General features: G+C 70.8%; 18 protein-coding genes and 1 pseudogene. 12 read left to right on the forward strand and 7 right to left on the reverse strand.

Annotated elements, in window-relative coordinates:
- Nucleotides 1-20: 20 nt before the first annotated feature.
- Nucleotides 21-1,625, reverse strand: coding sequence for a phospholipase D family protein (locus OHT74_RS02410; protein ID WP_328619132.1), 1,605 nt, complete (start codon nucleotides 1,623-1,625; stop codon nucleotides 21-23).
- A gap of 160 nt (nucleotides 1,626-1,785) precedes the next feature.
- On the opposite strand from OHT74_RS02410, the gene OHT74_RS02415 reads away from it, so the two are divergent.
- The 6 genes and pseudogenes from OHT74_RS02415 to OHT74_RS02440 form a co-directional block, all read left to right on the forward strand.
- Nucleotides 1,786-3,150 (forward strand): pyridoxal phosphate-dependent decarboxylase family protein, encoded by a 1,365-nt coding sequence (locus OHT74_RS02415; RefSeq protein ID WP_328619133.1) that lies wholly within the window; start codon nucleotides 1,786-1,788, stop codon nucleotides 3,148-3,150.
- A 29-nt stretch (nucleotides 3,151-3,179) separates the two neighbouring features.
- Nucleotides 3,180-3,467, forward strand: coding sequence for a hypothetical protein (locus OHT74_RS02420; RefSeq protein WP_328619134.1), 288 nt, complete (start codon nucleotides 3,180-3,182; stop codon nucleotides 3,465-3,467).
- Entirely contained in the window at nucleotides 3,464-4,690 is a 1,227-nt protein-coding gene (locus OHT74_RS02425; RefSeq protein WP_328619135.1) for a hypothetical protein, read from the forward strand. The genes OHT74_RS02420 and OHT74_RS02425 overlap by 4 nt, the downstream gene beginning before the upstream one ends.
- A 179-nt stretch (nucleotides 4,691-4,869) precedes the next feature.
- Nucleotides 4,870-6,372 (forward strand): SulP family inorganic anion transporter, encoded by a 1,503-nt coding sequence (locus OHT74_RS02430; protein ID WP_328619136.1) that lies wholly within the window; start codon nucleotides 4,870-4,872, stop codon nucleotides 6,370-6,372.
- 18 nt (nucleotides 6,373-6,390) lie between these two features.
- Nucleotides 6,391-6,789: a nuclear transport factor 2 family protein gene (locus OHT74_RS02435; protein ID WP_328619137.1), complete on the forward strand. Its 399-nt coding sequence runs from the start codon at nucleotides 6,391-6,393 to the stop codon at nucleotides 6,787-6,789.
- Between the two features lie 122 nt (nucleotides 6,790-6,911).
- A pseudogene (locus tag OHT74_RS02440) lies at nucleotides 6,912-7,158 on the forward strand (DUF6596 domain-containing protein); the annotation flags it as partial.
- Here the strand turns inward: OHT74_RS02440 and OHT74_RS02445 are convergent.
- Complete coding sequence (locus OHT74_RS02445) at nucleotides 7,142-7,522, reverse strand: winged helix-turn-helix transcriptional regulator (protein ID WP_266660127.1); 381 nt, start codon at nucleotides 7,520-7,522, stop codon at nucleotides 7,142-7,144. The pseudogene OHT74_RS02440 and the gene OHT74_RS02445 sit on opposite strands and share 17 nt — an antisense overlap.
- A 114-nt stretch (nucleotides 7,523-7,636) precedes the next feature.
- Between OHT74_RS02445 and OHT74_RS02450 the strand changes: the two genes are divergently transcribed.
- Nucleotides 7,637-8,044, forward strand: coding sequence for a RidA family protein (locus tag OHT74_RS02450; protein ID WP_266999165.1), 408 nt, complete (start codon nucleotides 7,637-7,639; stop codon nucleotides 8,042-8,044).
- Between the two features lie 34 nt (nucleotides 8,045-8,078).
- On the opposite strand, the gene OHT74_RS02455 is transcribed toward OHT74_RS02450, so the two are convergent.
- Together OHT74_RS02455 and OHT74_RS02460 are read right to left on the reverse strand one after the other, a co-directional pair.
- The gene (locus tag OHT74_RS02455) at nucleotides 8,079-9,314 is read right to left on the reverse strand and encodes a serine hydrolase domain-containing protein (RefSeq protein ID WP_328619138.1); all 1,236 of its coding nucleotides are present in this window, start codon (nucleotides 9,312-9,314) and stop codon (nucleotides 8,079-8,081) included.
- Between the two features lie 141 nt (nucleotides 9,315-9,455).
- Nucleotides 9,456-10,529, reverse strand: a complete 1,074-nt coding sequence (locus OHT74_RS02460; protein ID WP_328619139.1) for a DUF5954 family protein — start codon at nucleotides 10,527-10,529, stop codon at nucleotides 9,456-9,458.
- A gap of 235 nt (nucleotides 10,530-10,764) precedes the next feature.
- Here OHT74_RS02460 and OHT74_RS02465 point away from each other — a divergent pair, with 235 nt between their 5' ends.
- The 5 genes from OHT74_RS02465 (at nucleotide 10,765) to OHT74_RS02485 (ending at nucleotide 13,161) form a co-directional block, all read left to right on the forward strand.
- Nucleotides 10,765-11,265 carry a pyridoxamine 5'-phosphate oxidase family protein gene (locus OHT74_RS02465; RefSeq protein WP_266660135.1) on the forward strand — a complete coding sequence of 167 codons (501 nt, stop codon included), beginning with the start codon at nucleotides 10,765-10,767 and terminating at the stop codon, nucleotides 11,263-11,265.
- A 151-nt stretch (nucleotides 11,266-11,416) separates the two neighbouring features.
- Nucleotides 11,417-11,581, forward strand: a complete 165-nt coding sequence (gene rpmG / locus OHT74_RS02470) for a 50S ribosomal protein L33 (RefSeq protein ID WP_266999161.1) — start codon at nucleotides 11,417-11,419, stop codon at nucleotides 11,579-11,581.
- 65 nt (nucleotides 11,582-11,646) lie between these two features.
- Nucleotides 11,647-11,889, forward strand: coding sequence for a type B 50S ribosomal protein L31 (locus tag OHT74_RS02475; RefSeq protein WP_266660139.1), 243 nt, complete (start codon nucleotides 11,647-11,649; stop codon nucleotides 11,887-11,889).
- A gap of 170 nt (nucleotides 11,890-12,059) precedes the next feature.
- Nucleotides 12,060-12,665: a GPP34 family phosphoprotein gene (locus OHT74_RS02480; RefSeq protein WP_328619140.1), complete on the forward strand. Its 606-nt coding sequence runs from the start codon at nucleotides 12,060-12,062 to the stop codon at nucleotides 12,663-12,665.
- A 139-nt stretch (nucleotides 12,666-12,804) separates the two neighbouring features.
- On the forward strand, nucleotides 12,805-13,161 hold the full coding sequence (locus OHT74_RS02485) for a hypothetical protein (protein ID WP_266660143.1): 357 nt from the start codon (nucleotides 12,805-12,807) through the stop codon (nucleotides 13,159-13,161).
- A gap of 73 nt (nucleotides 13,162-13,234) precedes the next feature.
- Here OHT74_RS02485 and OHT74_RS02490 read toward each other — a convergent pair whose 3' ends face one another.
- From OHT74_RS02490 to OHT74_RS02500, 3 genes are all read right to left on the reverse strand, one after another.
- Nucleotides 13,235-13,726, reverse strand: coding sequence for a hypothetical protein (locus OHT74_RS02490; protein WP_328619141.1), 492 nt, complete (start codon nucleotides 13,724-13,726; stop codon nucleotides 13,235-13,237).
- 82 nt (nucleotides 13,727-13,808) lie between these two features.
- Entirely contained in the window at nucleotides 13,809-15,179 is a 1,371-nt protein-coding gene (locus OHT74_RS02495) for a serine/threonine-protein kinase (RefSeq protein WP_328623240.1), read from the reverse strand.
- Nucleotides 15,176-15,922, reverse strand: coding sequence for an FHA domain-containing protein (locus OHT74_RS02500; protein ID WP_266660147.1), 747 nt, complete (start codon nucleotides 15,920-15,922; stop codon nucleotides 15,176-15,178). Before OHT74_RS02500 ends, OHT74_RS02495 begins: the two co-directional genes overlap by 4 nt.
- Between the last annotated feature and the right edge of the window lie 12 nt (nucleotides 15,923-15,934).

A 15,934-nucleotide genomic window follows, 5' to 3' on the forward strand; every position in this document is an offset into this window, starting at 1 on the left:
CTCCCTCCGCCCCTCCCCCGTCAGAAGCTGTTGCGGCGGCGCATCCTGAGGGGGCGTCCGTCCGGGTCGATCAGGGCACGGTGCAGTGGCGTCACAAGGAGGCGCCGGGCGGTCGGCAGGTCCGGCGGAACATAGCGGCGCAGTCTGCCCATGGGGCGCGGCCCACGACGGCCGCCCGCGTGCCACGCGTCCAGTGCCGCGGCGGCCCCCCTGAACGCATCGAATGCAGTCCCCGGATCGCACAGCCCCGGCTCCGCCCCGTCCTGCGCGTCGAGGTGTTCGCGCATCAGCTCCAGCCGCAGGTCCCGGGCGAAGCGCCGGGCGCCGTCCCCGAGTCCGCCCGGATCGTGCGGCGGCCGCGGATCACGGCTCCGGTCGAGGACGGCGCAGCTCAGCTCGGAGTCGTGCGTCCACGAACGCAGGTTGACGTTGTCGGACCCGACCGCAGCCCATATGTCGTCGATCACGCACACCTTGGCGTGCACGTACACCGGGGTTCCGGCGTGGTTCTCCAGGCCGTACACCGCGACCCGGTCCCCGCCCGCGCGGCGCAGCTCCTCCAGGGCGGTGATCCGTCCGATCAGGTTCACGGGCCGGGTGAGCCGGCCGTCCTGCTCCGGAACGGAGGGGATGACGGCGATCAGTCGCAGCCGAGGGTGCGCGCGCAACGCCCGGGCGAAGCAGTCCACCACGCGCGGGGACCACAGGTACTGGTCCTCCAGGTAGATCAGCGTCCGGGCCCGCCGCAGCGCCTTCAGATAGCCGCGGGCGATGCTGCGCTCGCCGTCCGGGGCGAAGGGGTATCCGCGCAGCAGCCGGTTCGGGTAGGTGCGCAACACCTGAACGGCGTGCGTACCGCACGGCGGAGGATCGGCGCCCTGCGGCGGCAGCTCGTCGGCGCTGGTGTCCTCCCGGTCCCACAGCTCGCGCAGGCGGATCAGGGGGCTGCGGCTGAGCGGCGCCGGATCCTCCCAGCGTTCGCGGAAGACGGCTTCGACGTCGCCGACGGCCGGCCCGCTCACCGCGAGCTGGACGTCGTGCCACGGGGGGTGCGGACCGTAGGCCGGTGCCATGGGCAGCGACTGGCGGTCGCCCCGGTGGCCGGCATCGTCGTTGCGGTTGTGACACAGGTCGATCCCGCCGACGTACGCGACATCCCGCTCCGGACGGCCGGGGTGGCGCAGCACCACCGTCTTCTGGTGGTGCGAGCCGCCGGGCCGCACGCGCAGGTCGAGCAGGCATTCGCCGCCCGCCGCCTCGACCTGCTCGCCGAGGGAGCGGTTCTCCTCCTCGCTGAATCGGAATCCGTCCAGGTGGGAGCGCCACAGCAGTCCCTTGACGATGACACCGCGCTCCGCCGCGCCGCTGAGTACGACCCCGATCTCCGTGCCGGCTCCGGCCAGCCGCTCATCGGGATCGCCGCGCCAGTCGGTGAACAGGAGCAGATCGCCCGCACGCATCCCCCGGATCCGCTTGAGGAGCTCGGCGAAGTACGCCGCTCCGTGGACCAGGGGCCGGGCGTCGTTGCCCTCGGACCAGCCGATACCGTCCGCCCGGCGCTCTTCCAGCCGGGTGGCGGGGTTTCCGCGTTCTCCGGGTTCCAGCAGCCAGTCCGAGGGGAACATGGCGCGACCTCCACGCACCCGCCTACCCACTGCCGGCCCGTCCACCCGCACAGCCATGTGAGACGACCTGGTCCGAGGCCGTACGGGGCGATGGTGCAGGTGTGCCGGCCGAGTGGGGCGTGGCTTGCGGGGCCGCGGCGGCGGTCCCATAGTCCGAGGTATGGATGCGCGCGAGAGGGCGCTCCGAGGAGCGTACGGCCATGCCGCCCGCTGGTTGGCGAGCCTGGCCGACCGCCGGGTCCCCGCCCGCGCTTCGGTCGACGAGATCGTGCGTGCGCTCGGTGCCGAGCTGCCCGACGGGCCGAGCGTGCCGACCGACGTCGTCGACCTGCTGGCCACGGCCTGTGAGCCGGGGCTCACCGCGTTCCCCAGTGGTCGCTTCTACGGGTTCGTGGTCGGGGGCACCGAACCGGCTGCGCTGGCCGCAGACTGGCTGGTCAGTGCCTGGGACCAGAACTGCGTGATGCGCGCCGCCTCGCCCGCGTACGCGGCGGTGGAGGACGTGGCCGACCGGTGGTTGCTCGATCTGCTCGGCCTGCCGAGCGGCAGCGCCGTCGGCTTCACCACGGGTGCCACGATGGCGAACTTCACCTGTCTCGCCGCCGGGCGCGACGCGGTACTGCGCCGCGCCGGCTGGAACATCGCCCGCGACGGGCTCGCAGGTGGGCCGCCCGTACGCGCGATCGCCGGCGAGGACCGGCACATGGCCGTAGACCTGGCGCTGCGCTATCTCGGGCTCGGCAGTCCGGAACTGGTGAAGGCGGACGATCAGGGACGCATCGAGCCCGAGGCCCTGCGGCGCACCCTGGCGGGCGGCGGGCAGAGCCCCACGATCGTCATCCTCCAGGCCGGAGACATCCACTCCGGCGCCTTCGACCCCTTCGTCGAAACGATCCGTGCCGCTCGCGAGGCGGACGCATGGGTGCACATCGACGGCGCCTTCGGACTGTGGGCAGCCGCCTCTCCGACGTACGCGCACCTGACCGCGGGCTGCGCATACGCCGACTCGTGGGCAACGGACGCCCACAAGACCCTGAACGTCCCCTACGACTGCGGGCTCGCCGTCGTGCGCGACCCGTCCGCGCTCCGGGCAGCCATGGGCCTGCGCGGCGATTACCTCATCCAGGACGAGCAAGGCGACCCCATCGACAAGGTGCCCGAGCTCTCCCGGCGCGGCAGGGCCTTCACGGTGTGGGCCGCGCTCAGGTCCCTCGGCCGATCGGGTGTGGCCGACCTCGTGGAGCGGCTGTGCCGACACGCCTCCGCTTTCGCCGCCGGCATCGCCGAGATGGACGGAGCGACCGTCCTCAACGACGTGGTGTTCACTCAGGTCTGCGCCGAGTTCGGCGGCGACGAACGCACGGAGCGGGTGCTCACTCGGCTGCTCGACGACGGTACGGCGTGGATCAGTGGCTCCACCTGGCACGGCCGTCGCGTCATGCGGATCTCGGTGAGCAACTGGTCGACGACCGACGACGATGTGACGCGCACCCTCGACGCCATCCGGCGGGCAGCCGTCAGGTGACCGGGCTCCGCCCATGGTTCCATGGCGGCGTGGAGAGCATCACTCAGCGCCTCCTGACCAGAGGGTTCGGCCGGCCCAGCGGGCTGCTCGGCCGGCTGGGTGGCCGGCTCATGGCCCACGGCAACGCCGCAACCGAGCTGCATGTCGTCGCCCTCGCCGCGCCGGCCGAACAGGACGTCGTCCTGGTCGTCGGGCCCGGCCCCGGGGTCGGGCTCCGAGCCGCGGCAGGCTGGGAACCGCCGACCCGCATGGCATCGACGGCAGCGCTGCTGACCGCGGTACACGAATGCGGGGCGCGAGCGCGGAGCTGGAGATGAGCGGTTTCCCCCTGGCCGCGCGGGTCCGGCGATCGCGCCGCGATCGCCTGCACAGTCTGCTGCCTCCGGTCGCCGCATGGCTGATGACCGACCTCATCACCTGGCTGATCGCGAAAGCCTCTGTTTCCGGCGATGGATCCAAAGTGGCGTACTGGTCCACAGACGGTCGCCGCCGCTGGGATTCCGAACACTATCTGTCCATCGCCAAGACCGGCTACGAGATGTTTCCGTGCCGGGATCGCTACGCGAACTTTCCCGATGTCATGTGCGGAAATGTCGCCTGGTTTCCCGGTTATCCGATGTCGGTCCGGGCGGTTTCTGCCACCGGTCTGTCCTACGAGATATCCGCCGTTGTCGTCACCGAAGCGTCCCTGTTCGGCATGTTCGCGGTGTTGTGGTGGCTGCTCGGCGCCCGGCTCACCTGGGCCACCGGCCTCACCCTGGCCATTGGCGTGGTTTTCCCCGGCGGTATCTATTTCCATGCGATGTTCCCGATCGCCACCGGAACGTTGGCGCTGCTCGTCTGTGTCGCCGGAGTGAAGCGCGGCTCCTGGGGCATTGCCGCTGCCGGTGGTTTCGTGGCGGCCTCCTGCCATCTGGTCGGTGCGGTCGCCGTCGGCATGCTGCTGTTGAGCGCGTTCTTCGCATGGCAGCGAGACACGTGGCCCGTACGGCTCGCGAAGGCCGGGGCGTCAGCGGCCGTCGCCGGCTGCGGCGTCCTGTGGGCCAAATGGCTGATGTGGCAGGCGACGGGCCGCTGGGACGCGTACGAGACCATCCAGAAGTCCAGTTACCGGCAAGGTGTCCTACGTCAGCCCTTCGACGAGATGAGGAAGGCGTACGGTTTCCCGTTCAGCGACTGGTACCGGCCCGAGGGGCACCTGCCATGGCTGGTGGAGCACAGCCTCACCGCGCACAGGACGCAGCTCTGGCTGAATGCGGCCTTCTTGCTGCTCGTAGTGGCGACGGCCATGGTTCGGCTCATCCGGAACCGCCGGCTCGGCGCCGAGGAGTGGGCCGCCTTGATTCTGACGGTGGCCATCTTCCTGCTGCCGTTCTTCGCCGGCGCGGAAATGTCGTGGTATCGCAACCATGCGCAAATGTTTGTCGGGCTCATCTTGGTCAAGCACATGTCCCGATGGGTCCAGGTACCGCTGTTGGCCTTTTGCTCGATCCAGTACGCCGTTTTGGGGGCGATGTTCTTCGCCGGGGTGCTGGTGTAACTGCTCCGCGCACAGCCAGGGCCGTAACCTGGCGTCGGTGCCAGACTTTTCGTGAGCGCCGGAGGCGGTCTTCCTGTGCTCGGCGCCGTGAGGACGCACGGTACCTTGGAGGGTCGTTCCGTCCCTCCGTACGTCCGCCTGCCGGTTGGCGGTGTGCCCGCCTGACAGGTCTGCTCCCCTTGCCTCACTCTGCTGTCTCCATACCCGCGCGGCTGCGTGGCGTCCGGCCGTCCTGGCTGTCGCCCAAGGTGCTGCGCACCGAGGTACTGGCCGGGCTCGTGGTCGCGCTGGCGCTGATCCCGGAGGCGATCTCGTTCTCGATCATCGCCGGGGTGGATCCGGCGATCGGCCTGTTCGCCTCCTTCACCATGGCCGTGACCATCGCCGTCGTCGGCGGCCGGCCCGCGATGATCTCCGCCGCCACCGGGGCGGTGGCCCTGGTCATCGCACCGCTGAACCGGGAGCACGGGTTCGGGTACCTGGTCGCCGCGGTCATCCTGGCCGGGGTGTTCCAGATCGTCCTCGGCGCGCTGGGGGTGGGGAAGCTGCTGCGGTTCATCCCGCGCTCGGTGATGGTCGGCTTCGTCAACTCGCTCGCCATCCTGGTCTTCATGGCCCAGGTCAAGGAGCTGCGGGACGTGCCATGGGCCGTGTACCCGCTGCTCGCGGCCGGTCTGGCGCTCATGGTGCTGTTCCCGAGGATCACCACCGCCGTCCCCGCCCCGCTGGTCTCGATCGTGATCCTGACGGTGATCACCGTGGCCGCCGGCATCGCCGTTCCGACCGTCGGCGACAAGGGCGCGCTGCCGTCCTCGCTGCCGGTGCCCGGGCTGCCCGACGTACCGTTCACCCTCGACACCCTCACCACCATCGCTCCCTACGCCTTCGCCATGGCACTCGTCGGGCTGATGGAGTCCCTGATGACGGCGAAGCTGGTCGACGAGATCACCGACACCCCCTCGTCGAAGACCCGGGAGTCCGTCGGGCAGGGCATCGCGAACATCGTCACCGGCTTCCTCGGCGGCATGGGCGGCTGCGCGATGATCGGCCAGACCATGATCAATGTGAAGGTCTCCGGCGCCCGCACCCGGCTCTCCACCTTCCTGGCGGGCGCGTTCCTGATGGTGCTGTGCATCGTCTTCGGGCCGGTCGTGTCCGACATCCCGATGGCTGCCCTGGTCGCCGTCATGATCATGGTCTGCTTCGCGACCTTCGACTGGCACTCGATAGCGCCGAAGACGCTCAAGCGGCTGCCCGCGGGCGAGATCACCGTCATGGCCGTCACCGTGGCCTGCGTCGTCGCCACCCACAACCTCGCCGTCGGCGTCGTTGCAGGATCCGTCACCGCCATGGTCATCTTCGCCAAGCGTGTCGCCAGGCTCGCCGACGTCACTGCGGTCACGGACCCCGACGGCGGGCAGGTCGTCTACGCCGTCACCGGCGAGCTGTTCTTCGCCTCCTCCAACGAGCTCGTGGGCCGCTTCGACTACGCCGGCGATCCCGACAAGGTCGTCATCGACCTGTCCGCAGCGCACATCTGGGACGCCTCATCGGTTGCCGCACTGGACGCGATCGAGCACCGGTACGCGCAGCGCGGCAAGAGCGTCGAGATCACGGGACTGAACGAGCCCAGCGCCCGCCTGCACAGGACCCTGAGCGGCGAGCTCGCTTCCGCCGGCTGACCGAGGATGATGAACGGCATGAGTGACCGTGCCGAGTTCTTCACGTGGGTCAGGACCGCCCTGTACGAGGCGGAGCGTGCGCTGCACAACGGCGACCCGGCTCCCCGCCGGGCACTCTGGTCACAGTGCGAGCCCGTGAGCGTCCTGGGGGCATGGCGCAACGCCAACGGCCGGCAGGAGCTCGACACGCTCTTCAGCGCCCTCGGGGAGAGCTTCTCCGACTGCACGTCGTACGCGTTCGAACTACAGGCGTACGACGTCGTGGGCGACATGGCGTACACGGCCGGCCTCGAACACACCTCCGCCTCCGTCGACGGCCAGCCTCGGACCTACACGCTGCGGGCCACCCAGGTGTACCGCCGCGAGGACGGCGAGTGGAGGGTGGCCCATCGCCACGCAGACACCATGACCGAGTGAGGCTCGACGTTGCCTTCCGGGAGGTGTCGAGAATGGACGAAGGGCTCCGGCCGGTCGACGAGGGCCCGACGATCGAAGCGTGACGGCCATGACGGACACGGCCGGCGATCCGGCCGTCCCCAACGGCGACATCGGGGCCCGACCTGATGCGGGTGGAACTGTCCGCGGAGGCGATCCGCCTCACCCGCGCTGCTGCCGGCGGACGGCGAAGTGACCGGCCTGCTCGCCCTCCTGCTGCTCACCGACGCCCGCCGCGCGGCCCGTACCGGGCCCGACGGCAGCCTGATCCCGCTCGCCGAGCAGGACCGGAGCCGGTGGGACCGCGCCGCCACGGCATGCGGGGCGTCGGCCGTCAGGAATCGAAGCGGCGGCGGGAGGACTCAATGTGGCCGAAGTAGCGGTGGGTCCAGTCGCACAGGCCGTCGATCGTCACGCGCAGGGCCTGTCCCGGTTCGGTGAGGGTGTACTCGACCCGCGGCGGCACGGTGGGGTGCACGGTCCGCTCGAGCAGGCCGTAGCGCTCCAGCATGCGCAGGTTCTGGGTGAGCATCTTGTGGCTGATGCCGTCGACCTCGTCCCGCAGCTTGCTGAAGCGCAGGGTGCGCTCGCCGAGGGCTTCGATGATGAGGAGCGCCCATTTGTTGGCGACGTCGGAGAATATCTCCCGCCCCAGCGAGTCCGCGCGCCTCAGATCGGCTTCGTCGGTCGAGTCCCCGAACTGCTTGGTCACCATGAGGTTCCCCAGTTACTGAAAAGTGCGTTCTTCCATGTCAGCAGCCACTCTCCTACGGTTCCTGAGTAACCACAAGAGACCGAGAACCTCTCGGTCCGCAAGGAGGCGGACAGCATGGCCATCACACTGGTGAACCCCGGCGGACTGCCCGAGATCGGCGCCTACCGGCAGGTGTCGATCGCAACCGGGTCGAAGCTGGTCTTCACGGCCGGGCAGGTCGCCTGGGACGCCGACGGGGTCACGGTCGGCGAAGGCGACCTCGCCGCTCAGGTCGCCCAGTGCTATCTCAACGTCGGCACCGCCCTGGCCGAGGCCGGTGCCGGCTTCGACGACGTGGCGAAGCTGACCGTCTACGTCGTCGACTGGACCCCCGACAAGATGCCCCTGCTCATGGAGGGGATCACCCGGGCGGCCACGAAGCTGGGCGTCACCGCGGCACCGCCGGCCACCCTGCTGGGCGTTGCGGCACTGGACGTACCCGAGCACCTGGTCGAGATCGAAGCCACGGCGGTGATCGACTGACCGGATGACGTCCTCCGCGGCTGCCGGGCGTCCGTCAACTGCGTCCGGGCACATACGGCTTGTGGCCGGGGTACACGTGATCGGGGGTCACGATGCCGGTGACTGCCTCGCCGAACAGCGTGCTCGGCTCCTGGCCCTTGTAACTGACATCGGTGTTGAGGAGGATGACCATGGTCGCCTGGGCCTGCGGCAGGTAGACGGGCAGGACCTCGTATCCGGGGATCGAGCCGTTGTGACCGATCCAGCCCTGGACGTTGAAGATGCCCAGCCCGTAGCCGTCACCCTGGAGGTTCATCGGGGTGGTCTTCAAGCGCTCGGTCTGGGTCGCAGGGGTGAGCAGCGTGCCGGTGGCGAGGGTACGGGCCCAGCTGCGCAGGTCCTCCAGGTCGGAGACCATCGCTCCGGCAGCCCAGGCCCAGGAGGGGTTCCAGCCGGTCGCGTCCTCGATCTTGCCCGAGGCCGTCTGGTCGGTGTACCCGTGCGCGTACGGATCCGGCATGGCCGCACTCGTGGGGAAGACCGTACTGCGGAGCCCGGCCGGTGCCAGGACGTCCTTTGCGATGACTTCGCGGAGCGGCCGACCGGTGACCTTCTCCACCACCAGCCCGAGCAGGATGAGGTTGGTGTTGGAGTAGTCGAACTTCGCGCCCGGTGCGAACTGCACGGGGTGTTTGAAGGCGTAGTCGAGCAACTGCTGTGTTGTGAAGGACTGTTCGGGATCGGCTTGGAACTTCTTGATGAAGTTCTCGTCCAAGGTGTAGTTGAAGAGCCCGCTGCGCATGCCTGCCAGTTCGCGCAGGGTGATGCGGTTCCCGTTCGGAACACCCTTGATGTAGGTGCCGATGGGGTCGTCCAGGCCCACCTTGCGCTGGTCCACCAGCTGGAGGAGGGCGGTGACCGTGAAGGTCTTGGTCTCACTGCCGATGCGTACGTGGAGACCGGTGGTCATGGGCGCGCCGGTCGCCTTGTCCGCCACACCGAAGGTCTTCACGTAACTCCCCTTGCCGGGGGCCCACAGGCCCACGGTCACGCCCGGCACCTTCGTCTGCCGCATGACCTGACGGATGGCCGCGTCCAGCCGCGCTGCAACGGCCGGCGTGAGCTGTGGGAAGGGCGTGTCGGAGTCCGGGGAGGGGGTGGCGGAGACGGGGACGGCGGGCGCCGAGGCAGTCGCCCCGGATGCGGAGCCCGCGACCGCCGGGGCGATGAGCACGCCTGCGACGGCAGCAGCCGCGCAGGCCCGGCGCAGCCGGACGTGGGTTGGCTTCACGGCATGCTCTCCTGCCGTCCGAGGACCCAGCAACACGACAAGCCTAGGCTTGCGCCACCCCGGTCGCGAGGTGAGCCGTCCGGTGCAGCTGGGAGTGGCCGTGGCGAGCGATCCGGTGGTGGATCCGGACCCGGGTACGGCTCAGTCTTCGGGGAGGACGCGGCCGTCTTCATCGAGGGCGGGGTGGAGTTGTGCGGGGTCCTGGGTGTTGGTGTCGGACGGGCGGGGGCTTTCGGGTCCGTCGGGGCCCCAGCGCAGCAGGCGGCGGGTGCGGGCGATCCGGTAGAGGGAGCCCTGGAATTCGAGGCGGTTGACGCGTCCGGCGCGGAGTGTGTCGGCGGCGGTGGCGTACGCGGCCAGTCCCGGCGCCGCCGGTGTGCCGTCGGCGGTCAGGGTGCGGGCGTCGGCGTGGAGGTCGGCGTCTTCGGGGATGTGGCCGTGCATGCGCGGCCACATCCAGGTCAGGGCGAAGTCCAGTGACTTGCGGGCATCGTGTGCGCTCGCGTGCGGGCCGCTGAGCGGCCTCCAGCTGCTCGCGGACTGCTCCACGACCGTGAACGTCGGTGGCAGCAGCAGGACATCGGGGTGGCTGTCCAGCGCCTGCCGCGCATCGGAGCGCACGTCGGCGGGGAAGCGGCCACCGGTGTAGCACAGGCTGCGTAGCGCCACCTGTTCGAGCGCCTGGGCCGGGGTGACCGGGGCGTCCGGGTCCAGGACCAGGCCGTCGTCGATCTCCGGCCCCTTGGCCCCGCGGGTCCAGTCGGGGACCGGGGGTTCCGGATCGGTCGGGCGCGGCTCCTCGATGCCGCGCGGGCCCGCGACGGCGTACTCCTCGGCGCGCACGATCCGGTACCGGGTCCCGGACACTTCGAGTGCGTCGACCCGTTCGCTCTCGAGCCGGGCGACCGCCGCGAGCAGTGCGCACCGATCCGCCCTGTCGTGCGCCTCGTCCTTCGCCCGGAACCACAGCTTGCTGTTGAGGCTGTCGCGGGCCTGCTGCGGGCAGCCGGCCGTCACCGCGATCACCACACGCCACCGCGGTCCGTCTCCGGCAGCCTGCGCCGCCACCCCGAACAGCGGTCCCCGCACGACCACATCGCCTGCACGTGCCACGGCATCGACCGCATCGGCTTCCGCTGCGGCTTCCACCGGCTCCACCGGCACCCGTACCACCACCGGCCGCGACCCGCCCGGTCCCACGTCCCCACGGTCCATGCCGTCATCCTGCCGAGCACCGCACGACACCGCCGCCCGATTCACCGTTTCCTCACCCATCGGGGGAGCCGCAGGTGGTTTTGTCCGGACATCCCGGCCGCGAGTACGTTGCCGCGTGGACCGGGCCGATCCTCGGCGACTGCAGGTGGTGCCCGCGCGCGTTTTCGGGCTCAGTTCCCGAAATCTCCTAAGCTGGGCACTCCTGACGAACGACCGTTGGAAGGCGGGTCCGACCGTGCAGCCGAGCGAGATCACCGAGGTCCTCAATCGTCCGGTCAGCCAGGAACTCCTGGCCCGCGACCTGACCCGCCTGGCCTACGTGGCCAAAGACGGCACGCCCCGGGTCGTTCCGATCGCCTTCGTCTGGAGCGGCTCGGAAATCGTCATGTGCACACCGACGAACGCCCCGAAGCTCCCGGCTCTGCGCCACAACCCGGCCGTCGCCTTGACGATGGACACCGAGAAGGTGCACCCGCCGAAGATCCTGCTGCTCCGCGGTCGGGCCGAGCTGGACGTGGTCGAAGGCATCCCGGACGAGTTCCTTCGATCGAACGGCGCCGAGGCGATGACACCCGAGCAGCGGGTCGAGTGGGAAGCCGAGGTCCGATCGCTGTACAACGGCATGGTCCGGATCGTCGTGACCCCGACCTGGGCGAAGCTGATCGACTTCGAGACGACCCTGCCGAGCGCGGTGGAGGAACTGGCCCGGCAGCGGAGCGAGCGCGAACGCGGCTGACCTGCATGATCCCTACGGCGGGCCGTTGCCTCGATGCGCAGTGAGCCGGGCCGCGGCGGGGCGGGAATGCCCGGACCGGGGCTTCTGTTACAGCAGGCAGCTGGCATGCGCGAGTCAAATATCGCGCCAGTGTCGCTGAAAGGAGCACCACGTGGCACGCACCGTTACGCGCCCCGTCGTCCGACTGAAGTCGACGGCCGGGACCGGCACCACCTATACGACGCGGAAGAACACCCGGAACAGCCCCGACCGGCTCGTCCTGCGGAAGTACGACCCGCTGGCGGGGAGGCACGTCGCGTTCCGAGAGGAACGCTGAGGCCTACCGGACGCGCCGGGCGCGCCCGCACGCACTCGGTACACGCGCACCAGGAAGGAAACCGCATGAAGCCCCGTATCCACCCCGAATCCCGCTCCGTCGTCTTCCGCGACCGCGCAGCCGACATGGCGTTCCTGACCCGGTCGACCGCGCACGCGTCGGGAACGATCGAGTGGGAGGACGGCAAGACCTACCCGCTGGTCGACGTCGAGATCTCGTCGGCGAGCCACCCGCTGTACACGGGGACCTCACGGATCGTGGACACCGAGGGCCGCGTGGAGCGCTTCAACCGCCGCTACGGGCGCTGAGCGCGGTCCCACATCCGACCGCTCGGCCCGGCACGGCGTGTTCCGCGAAGCGGGACGCGATACTGGAATTCCACGTACGGCAGGCTGCTTCGGCCGGACTGCACGCCTGTCGGGCGGCGGGCCGGCCGGTGGGGACGCAGCAGTTCCGATGACTCCGAGGGGAGCCGTTCATGACCACGGCGAAAGACCTGTTCATCATCGCCATGGACCCGCAGCCGGACCGTTCCGTGGGGCAGGGGGACCTTTCTCTCGCACTCGCGGGAGCCGAGCTGATCGATCTCATCGCCGCGCAGGCGGTCGCCTTGGACGGGGACAGCATCGTGCCGGGTCAGCAGCCTGCGCTGGATGATCGCCAGCTGGGCGAGGCGTCGGCGGCGCTGGTTCGGCAGGTGCCGTACGAGCAGGTCGAGGACTGGCTGTGGCGCAGGGGCCGCGACCTCGCCGCGGCGTACCAGGCCGCCCTCGAGGCGGACGGTCAACTGGCTCGGGGGCGAGGCGGCCGGTCCCTCTTCGGGGCCGAGCGCCTGGAAGTGGTCGATTCACCCGCTCGCCGCCAGGCCCTCGGCCGCCGGGAGGCGGACGAGCCCGTCCTCGCCGCCCTCGCGGCCGTCGTGGGGATTCCTGGCGGGCCGTCCGACGAGCAGCCGAGCCTCGACGACGAAGCGGTGACGACCGTGCTGGCCTTCGTCAACGACGCGGTGATGGAGCTGGAGGCCGTACGCCAGAGGCGGTCCATCGAGAAGGCGGCGTTCGCCAACGTCTGGCGCGGTCCGTGACCGGCAGGTGACGTGGCCTGCGTCCGACCGGTCCCGGCCCCGGTGCTGTCGGCTCGACGACCTCGGCTGAAGACGGCCGAAATGCAGCAGGTCGCCGAACCGGCTCCCGGACCGGGGCGCAAGCTTCTAGGCTGGTCACATGCGCCACACGCTCACCAGCCTCGCCAGTGCCTACGAACTGGAGCGCGTCAAGCGTGCCCCGGCCGGCGGGCGCGACTTCATGGCCCGGGCCGCCGCCTACGAAGAACGGATGGCACAGCGCCCCGACCTGCGCCACTGGTCCCCCGTGGACAACGCCGATCCCGGAGACGACGGGCCCACACGTGTTCTCGACGCCGACCTCGACGCGTGGACACGCCTCGGCGACGGCCCGAATCGCGGCGCCTGGCGGATGGCGCGGTTCAACCGTCCCGAACAGGAGGAGCAGCCCGGCGGCGCGCTGACCTGGCAGGAGCTCACGTACCACTACGGGCCCCTCACCGAAGACAGCCCCTGAGACGCGCGCGGCACCAGGTCGACGCCCCGCCCCCGGCCGGAAGCGACCGGGGGCGGGCATGCGTGACGGTCGATCAGCAGTTGCGGATGGAGTAGACCGGCGTCCAGTCCTGGCCTTGCTGGCCGCCACCGGGCGTGAAGGACTTCACGACCCCGCCGCCCTGGTTGTACAGGTACGACGTGGGGTTGCCGGTCTGGTTGTCGAAGTACCACCCGTTGCCGTTCCAGTTGTACACCGAGTACCGGTTGCAGTTGTAGAGGTAGAAGATCTTCCAGTCCGACGTCGTCGGATCCCAGACAAGCGTGCAGAGGTTCCCGCTGTCGCAGCCGTAGCTGCCACTCGCCGGCACGTGAGAGGTGCGGACGCCGGGCGAGATGCCCGGGGACGAGGCAGCTGCGAGGGACGCCGGCCGGGCGTTTGCGGGCGCGGCCGGCGCGACCAGGACGCGCGAGCTCGCGCCCTGGTCCGAGGGCGTGGCCGCCTCGGCCGACCCGGTGGTGAAGGCCGCCGTGAGCAGCATCGTGGCGACGCCGGCCATGCCGAGAACGGAACGCTTGACGCGCATCGTGGACTCCTTGTCAGAGCGGTGTGACGTGCCTCGAGACTCGTCCAGGAGCCGTCCCGGCAGTACCTCGCACCTGCGAGGGTCAGCAGTCCGGGACCCAGGCGTGGGAGCGCGGCCGGTCCGAACCGGCGAGGTTGGTCCTGGTGCGCACCTTCACGCAGCCCAGCAGCTCCCGCCGGTCGGGCTGCGCGTAGTAGAGGACGTCGACCTGGGTCGCCCCCTCGGCGAGGTCGAAGCCGTTGTTGTAGACCGAGCGGGGCCCGCTGTGGGCCGCCCACGGGCAGGGGGCCTGGCCGTCGCTCCAGTCGGTGTCGCCGTCGACCCAGGAGCAGATCTCGCCCCGGCCGTCCTCCTCCGCGAAGAAGCAGACGGCACCGCGCCGGCACCGGTCGTACCCCGCATCGGCTGCGCCCCTCAGCGGGAGCAGCCCCGTGCCCCAGACGACCCCCAGGACGGCGAGCGCCGCCGTCCCGGCCGTGATCACCACGCGGCCCCGCCGCCGCGGACCGAGGGCGCGCGAGCCCTTCGGTGCGCGCCTCGGCGCGGCCCTGCCCGCGGCCGCCGCCTCGACCCGGCTCAGCAGTGACGCCGCAGTGTGCCGGGAGCGGTCCTCGTGGCTGCGGGCCAGGCAGTCGCGGACGATGTCGCGCCAGGGCTCCGGCAGTTCCGGCGACAGGCGCAGCTCCTCCTCGCCCCTGGCGTAGCGCAGCGCCGCGTCCCGGCGGGCGGCGGACGTGCCGCCGGGCAGCGGCAGCGAGCCGGTCAGGACGACGTGGGCCAGTACGCCGAAGGCCCATATGTCGGCGGTGGGACGGATCTTCGTCCCGCGTTCACCGATCTCCGACCAGAGGAGGTCCGGCGGTGTGTAGTCGGGCGTCGCGAACGCCGGCGCGTACGCGTGCGTGCCCTCCAGCTCCGCCGCCGTGTTGAAGTCGCCCAGGCGCGCCGTACCGTCGGGCATCAGCAGGACGTTGCCGGGCTTGAGGTCGCCGTGTACCCAGCCCGCCCTGTGCAGTTGGTCGAGCCCCTCGCAGACCTGGGCGAGGAGGGTGGGCCCCGTCGGCGGCACGCCGTCGGCCAGCAGGGCGTCCAGGGACCCCTTCGCCTCCTCCAGGACGAGTACGGTGGCGCCGTCGAGTTCGGGGCGGCCGGGGTCGTCGAGCGTGAGCACCTCGTACATCCGGATCAGCCGGGGCGTGCACACCCGGCGCAGCACCTCGGTCTCGCGGTCGGCGAGTTCGCTCAGGTGCCGCAGCTGGCGCGGGGTACGGGTGCCGGTCGGGAGGAGCTTGAGCGCGGCCCGGCCGGGCAGGCCCGGCTCGGGGACGGCGCGGCGAGCCGCGTACACGGTGCCGAAGGCGCCGGCTCCGAGCAGGTGGCCGACGACCCAGGGGCCGATCCGGTAGCCCGGCGGGACCGCGAGGGTGCCCCGCTGCCCGGCCCGCCCGGTCAGGGGGCGGTACCGGTCGGGGCGGCCGGCAGGGCCGCCAGGTCGTGCTCGCGGACCAGGTCGAAGCGCAGGGCCAGCGACACGAGGGTGTCCTTCTTGCCGACCAGCCGCGGTCCCGGATCCGCCGTGTCGGGGCCGGGCTTGAGGCGGAGCTTGACCGCGAGGTAGTCGATGCTCCACTGCACGGCGGCCCGGTTCGCGGCCGGCCACGACGGCCTCAGCCGTTCGACGACCTGCTCGACGGTGGGCAGCGGAGCGTGCGGTTCACCGCGCAGCCGCGGCTCGCAGAGCGCGGTGAGGACCAGGAAGTACCGGCTGGAGCGGTCGAGCGGGAAGGCGAGCGCCGTCGGTTCCCCGCCGGGCTCGCCGGGTTCGTCCTGGTCGGCGTAGTCGTGGCGCGGCGCCCAGACGTCCAGGGTGAGCAGTTCGGAGCCGGCCGGCAGGACGAGGCGGGCGAACTCGAACGGGACGGGTGCGCCCAGCCGACCGGGCGCGATCTTGATGTGCTCGCCGGCGCCTTCCGGGTTCTCGACCACGTACGTCGACGCACGGCTCAGGTTGCTGAGCGACCAGTACGTGCCGGTGGCGGTGATCTCCCCCGCGGAGCGCGAGACGCCGGCGTGCGGGACGTGCAGGCGGCCGTCGCCCGCGCTGTCGCGGCCGAACCGGAGGGTCTGCCCCGGTGCCAGGCGGATCTGTGCGGCCGGGGCCATGGTGGGTCCCGGAACCACGACGATGCTGTACACGCTGCTCCCATC

It is taken from the genome of Streptomyces sp. NBC_00354 (assembly GCF_036106915.1).
GTDB lineage: Bacteria > Actinomycetota > Actinomycetes > Streptomycetales > Streptomycetaceae > Streptomyces.

Coding starts and splice junctions, on each gene's coding strand:
- OHT74_RS02410 (WP_328619132.1), bottom strand. CDS start 1,625: ATGTTCCCCTCGGACTGGCTGCTGGAACCCGGAGAACGCGGAAACCCC.
- OHT74_RS02415 (WP_328619133.1), top strand. CDS start 1,786: ATGGATGCGCGCGAGAGGGCGCTCCGAGGAGCGTACGGCCATGCCGCC.
- OHT74_RS02425 (WP_328619135.1), top strand. CDS start 3,464: ATGAGCGGTTTCCCCCTGGCCGCGCGGGTCCGGCGATCGCGCCGCGAT.
- OHT74_RS02435 (WP_328619137.1), top strand. CDS start 6,391: ATGAGTGACCGTGCCGAGTTCTTCACGTGGGTCAGGACCGCCCTGTAC.
- OHT74_RS02445 (WP_266660127.1), bottom strand. CDS start 7,522: ATGGTGACCAAGCAGTTCGGGGACTCGACCGACGAAGCCGATCTGAGG.
- OHT74_RS02450 (WP_266999165.1), top strand. CDS start 7,637: ATGGCCATCACACTGGTGAACCCCGGCGGACTGCCCGAGATCGGCGCC.
- OHT74_RS02460 (WP_328619139.1), bottom strand. CDS start 10,529: ATGGACCGTGGGGACGTGGGACCGGGCGGGTCGCGGCCGGTGGTGGTA.
- OHT74_RS02475 (WP_266660139.1), top strand. CDS start 11,647: ATGAAGCCCCGTATCCACCCCGAATCCCGCTCCGTCGTCTTCCGCGAC.
- OHT74_RS02480 (WP_328619140.1), top strand. CDS start 12,060: ATGACCACGGCGAAAGACCTGTTCATCATCGCCATGGACCCGCAGCCG.
- OHT74_RS02485 (WP_266660143.1), top strand. CDS start 12,805: ATGCGCCACACGCTCACCAGCCTCGCCAGTGCCTACGAACTGGAGCGC.
- OHT74_RS02490 (WP_328619141.1), bottom strand. CDS start 13,726: ATGCGCGTCAAGCGTTCCGTTCTCGGCATGGCCGGCGTCGCCACGATG.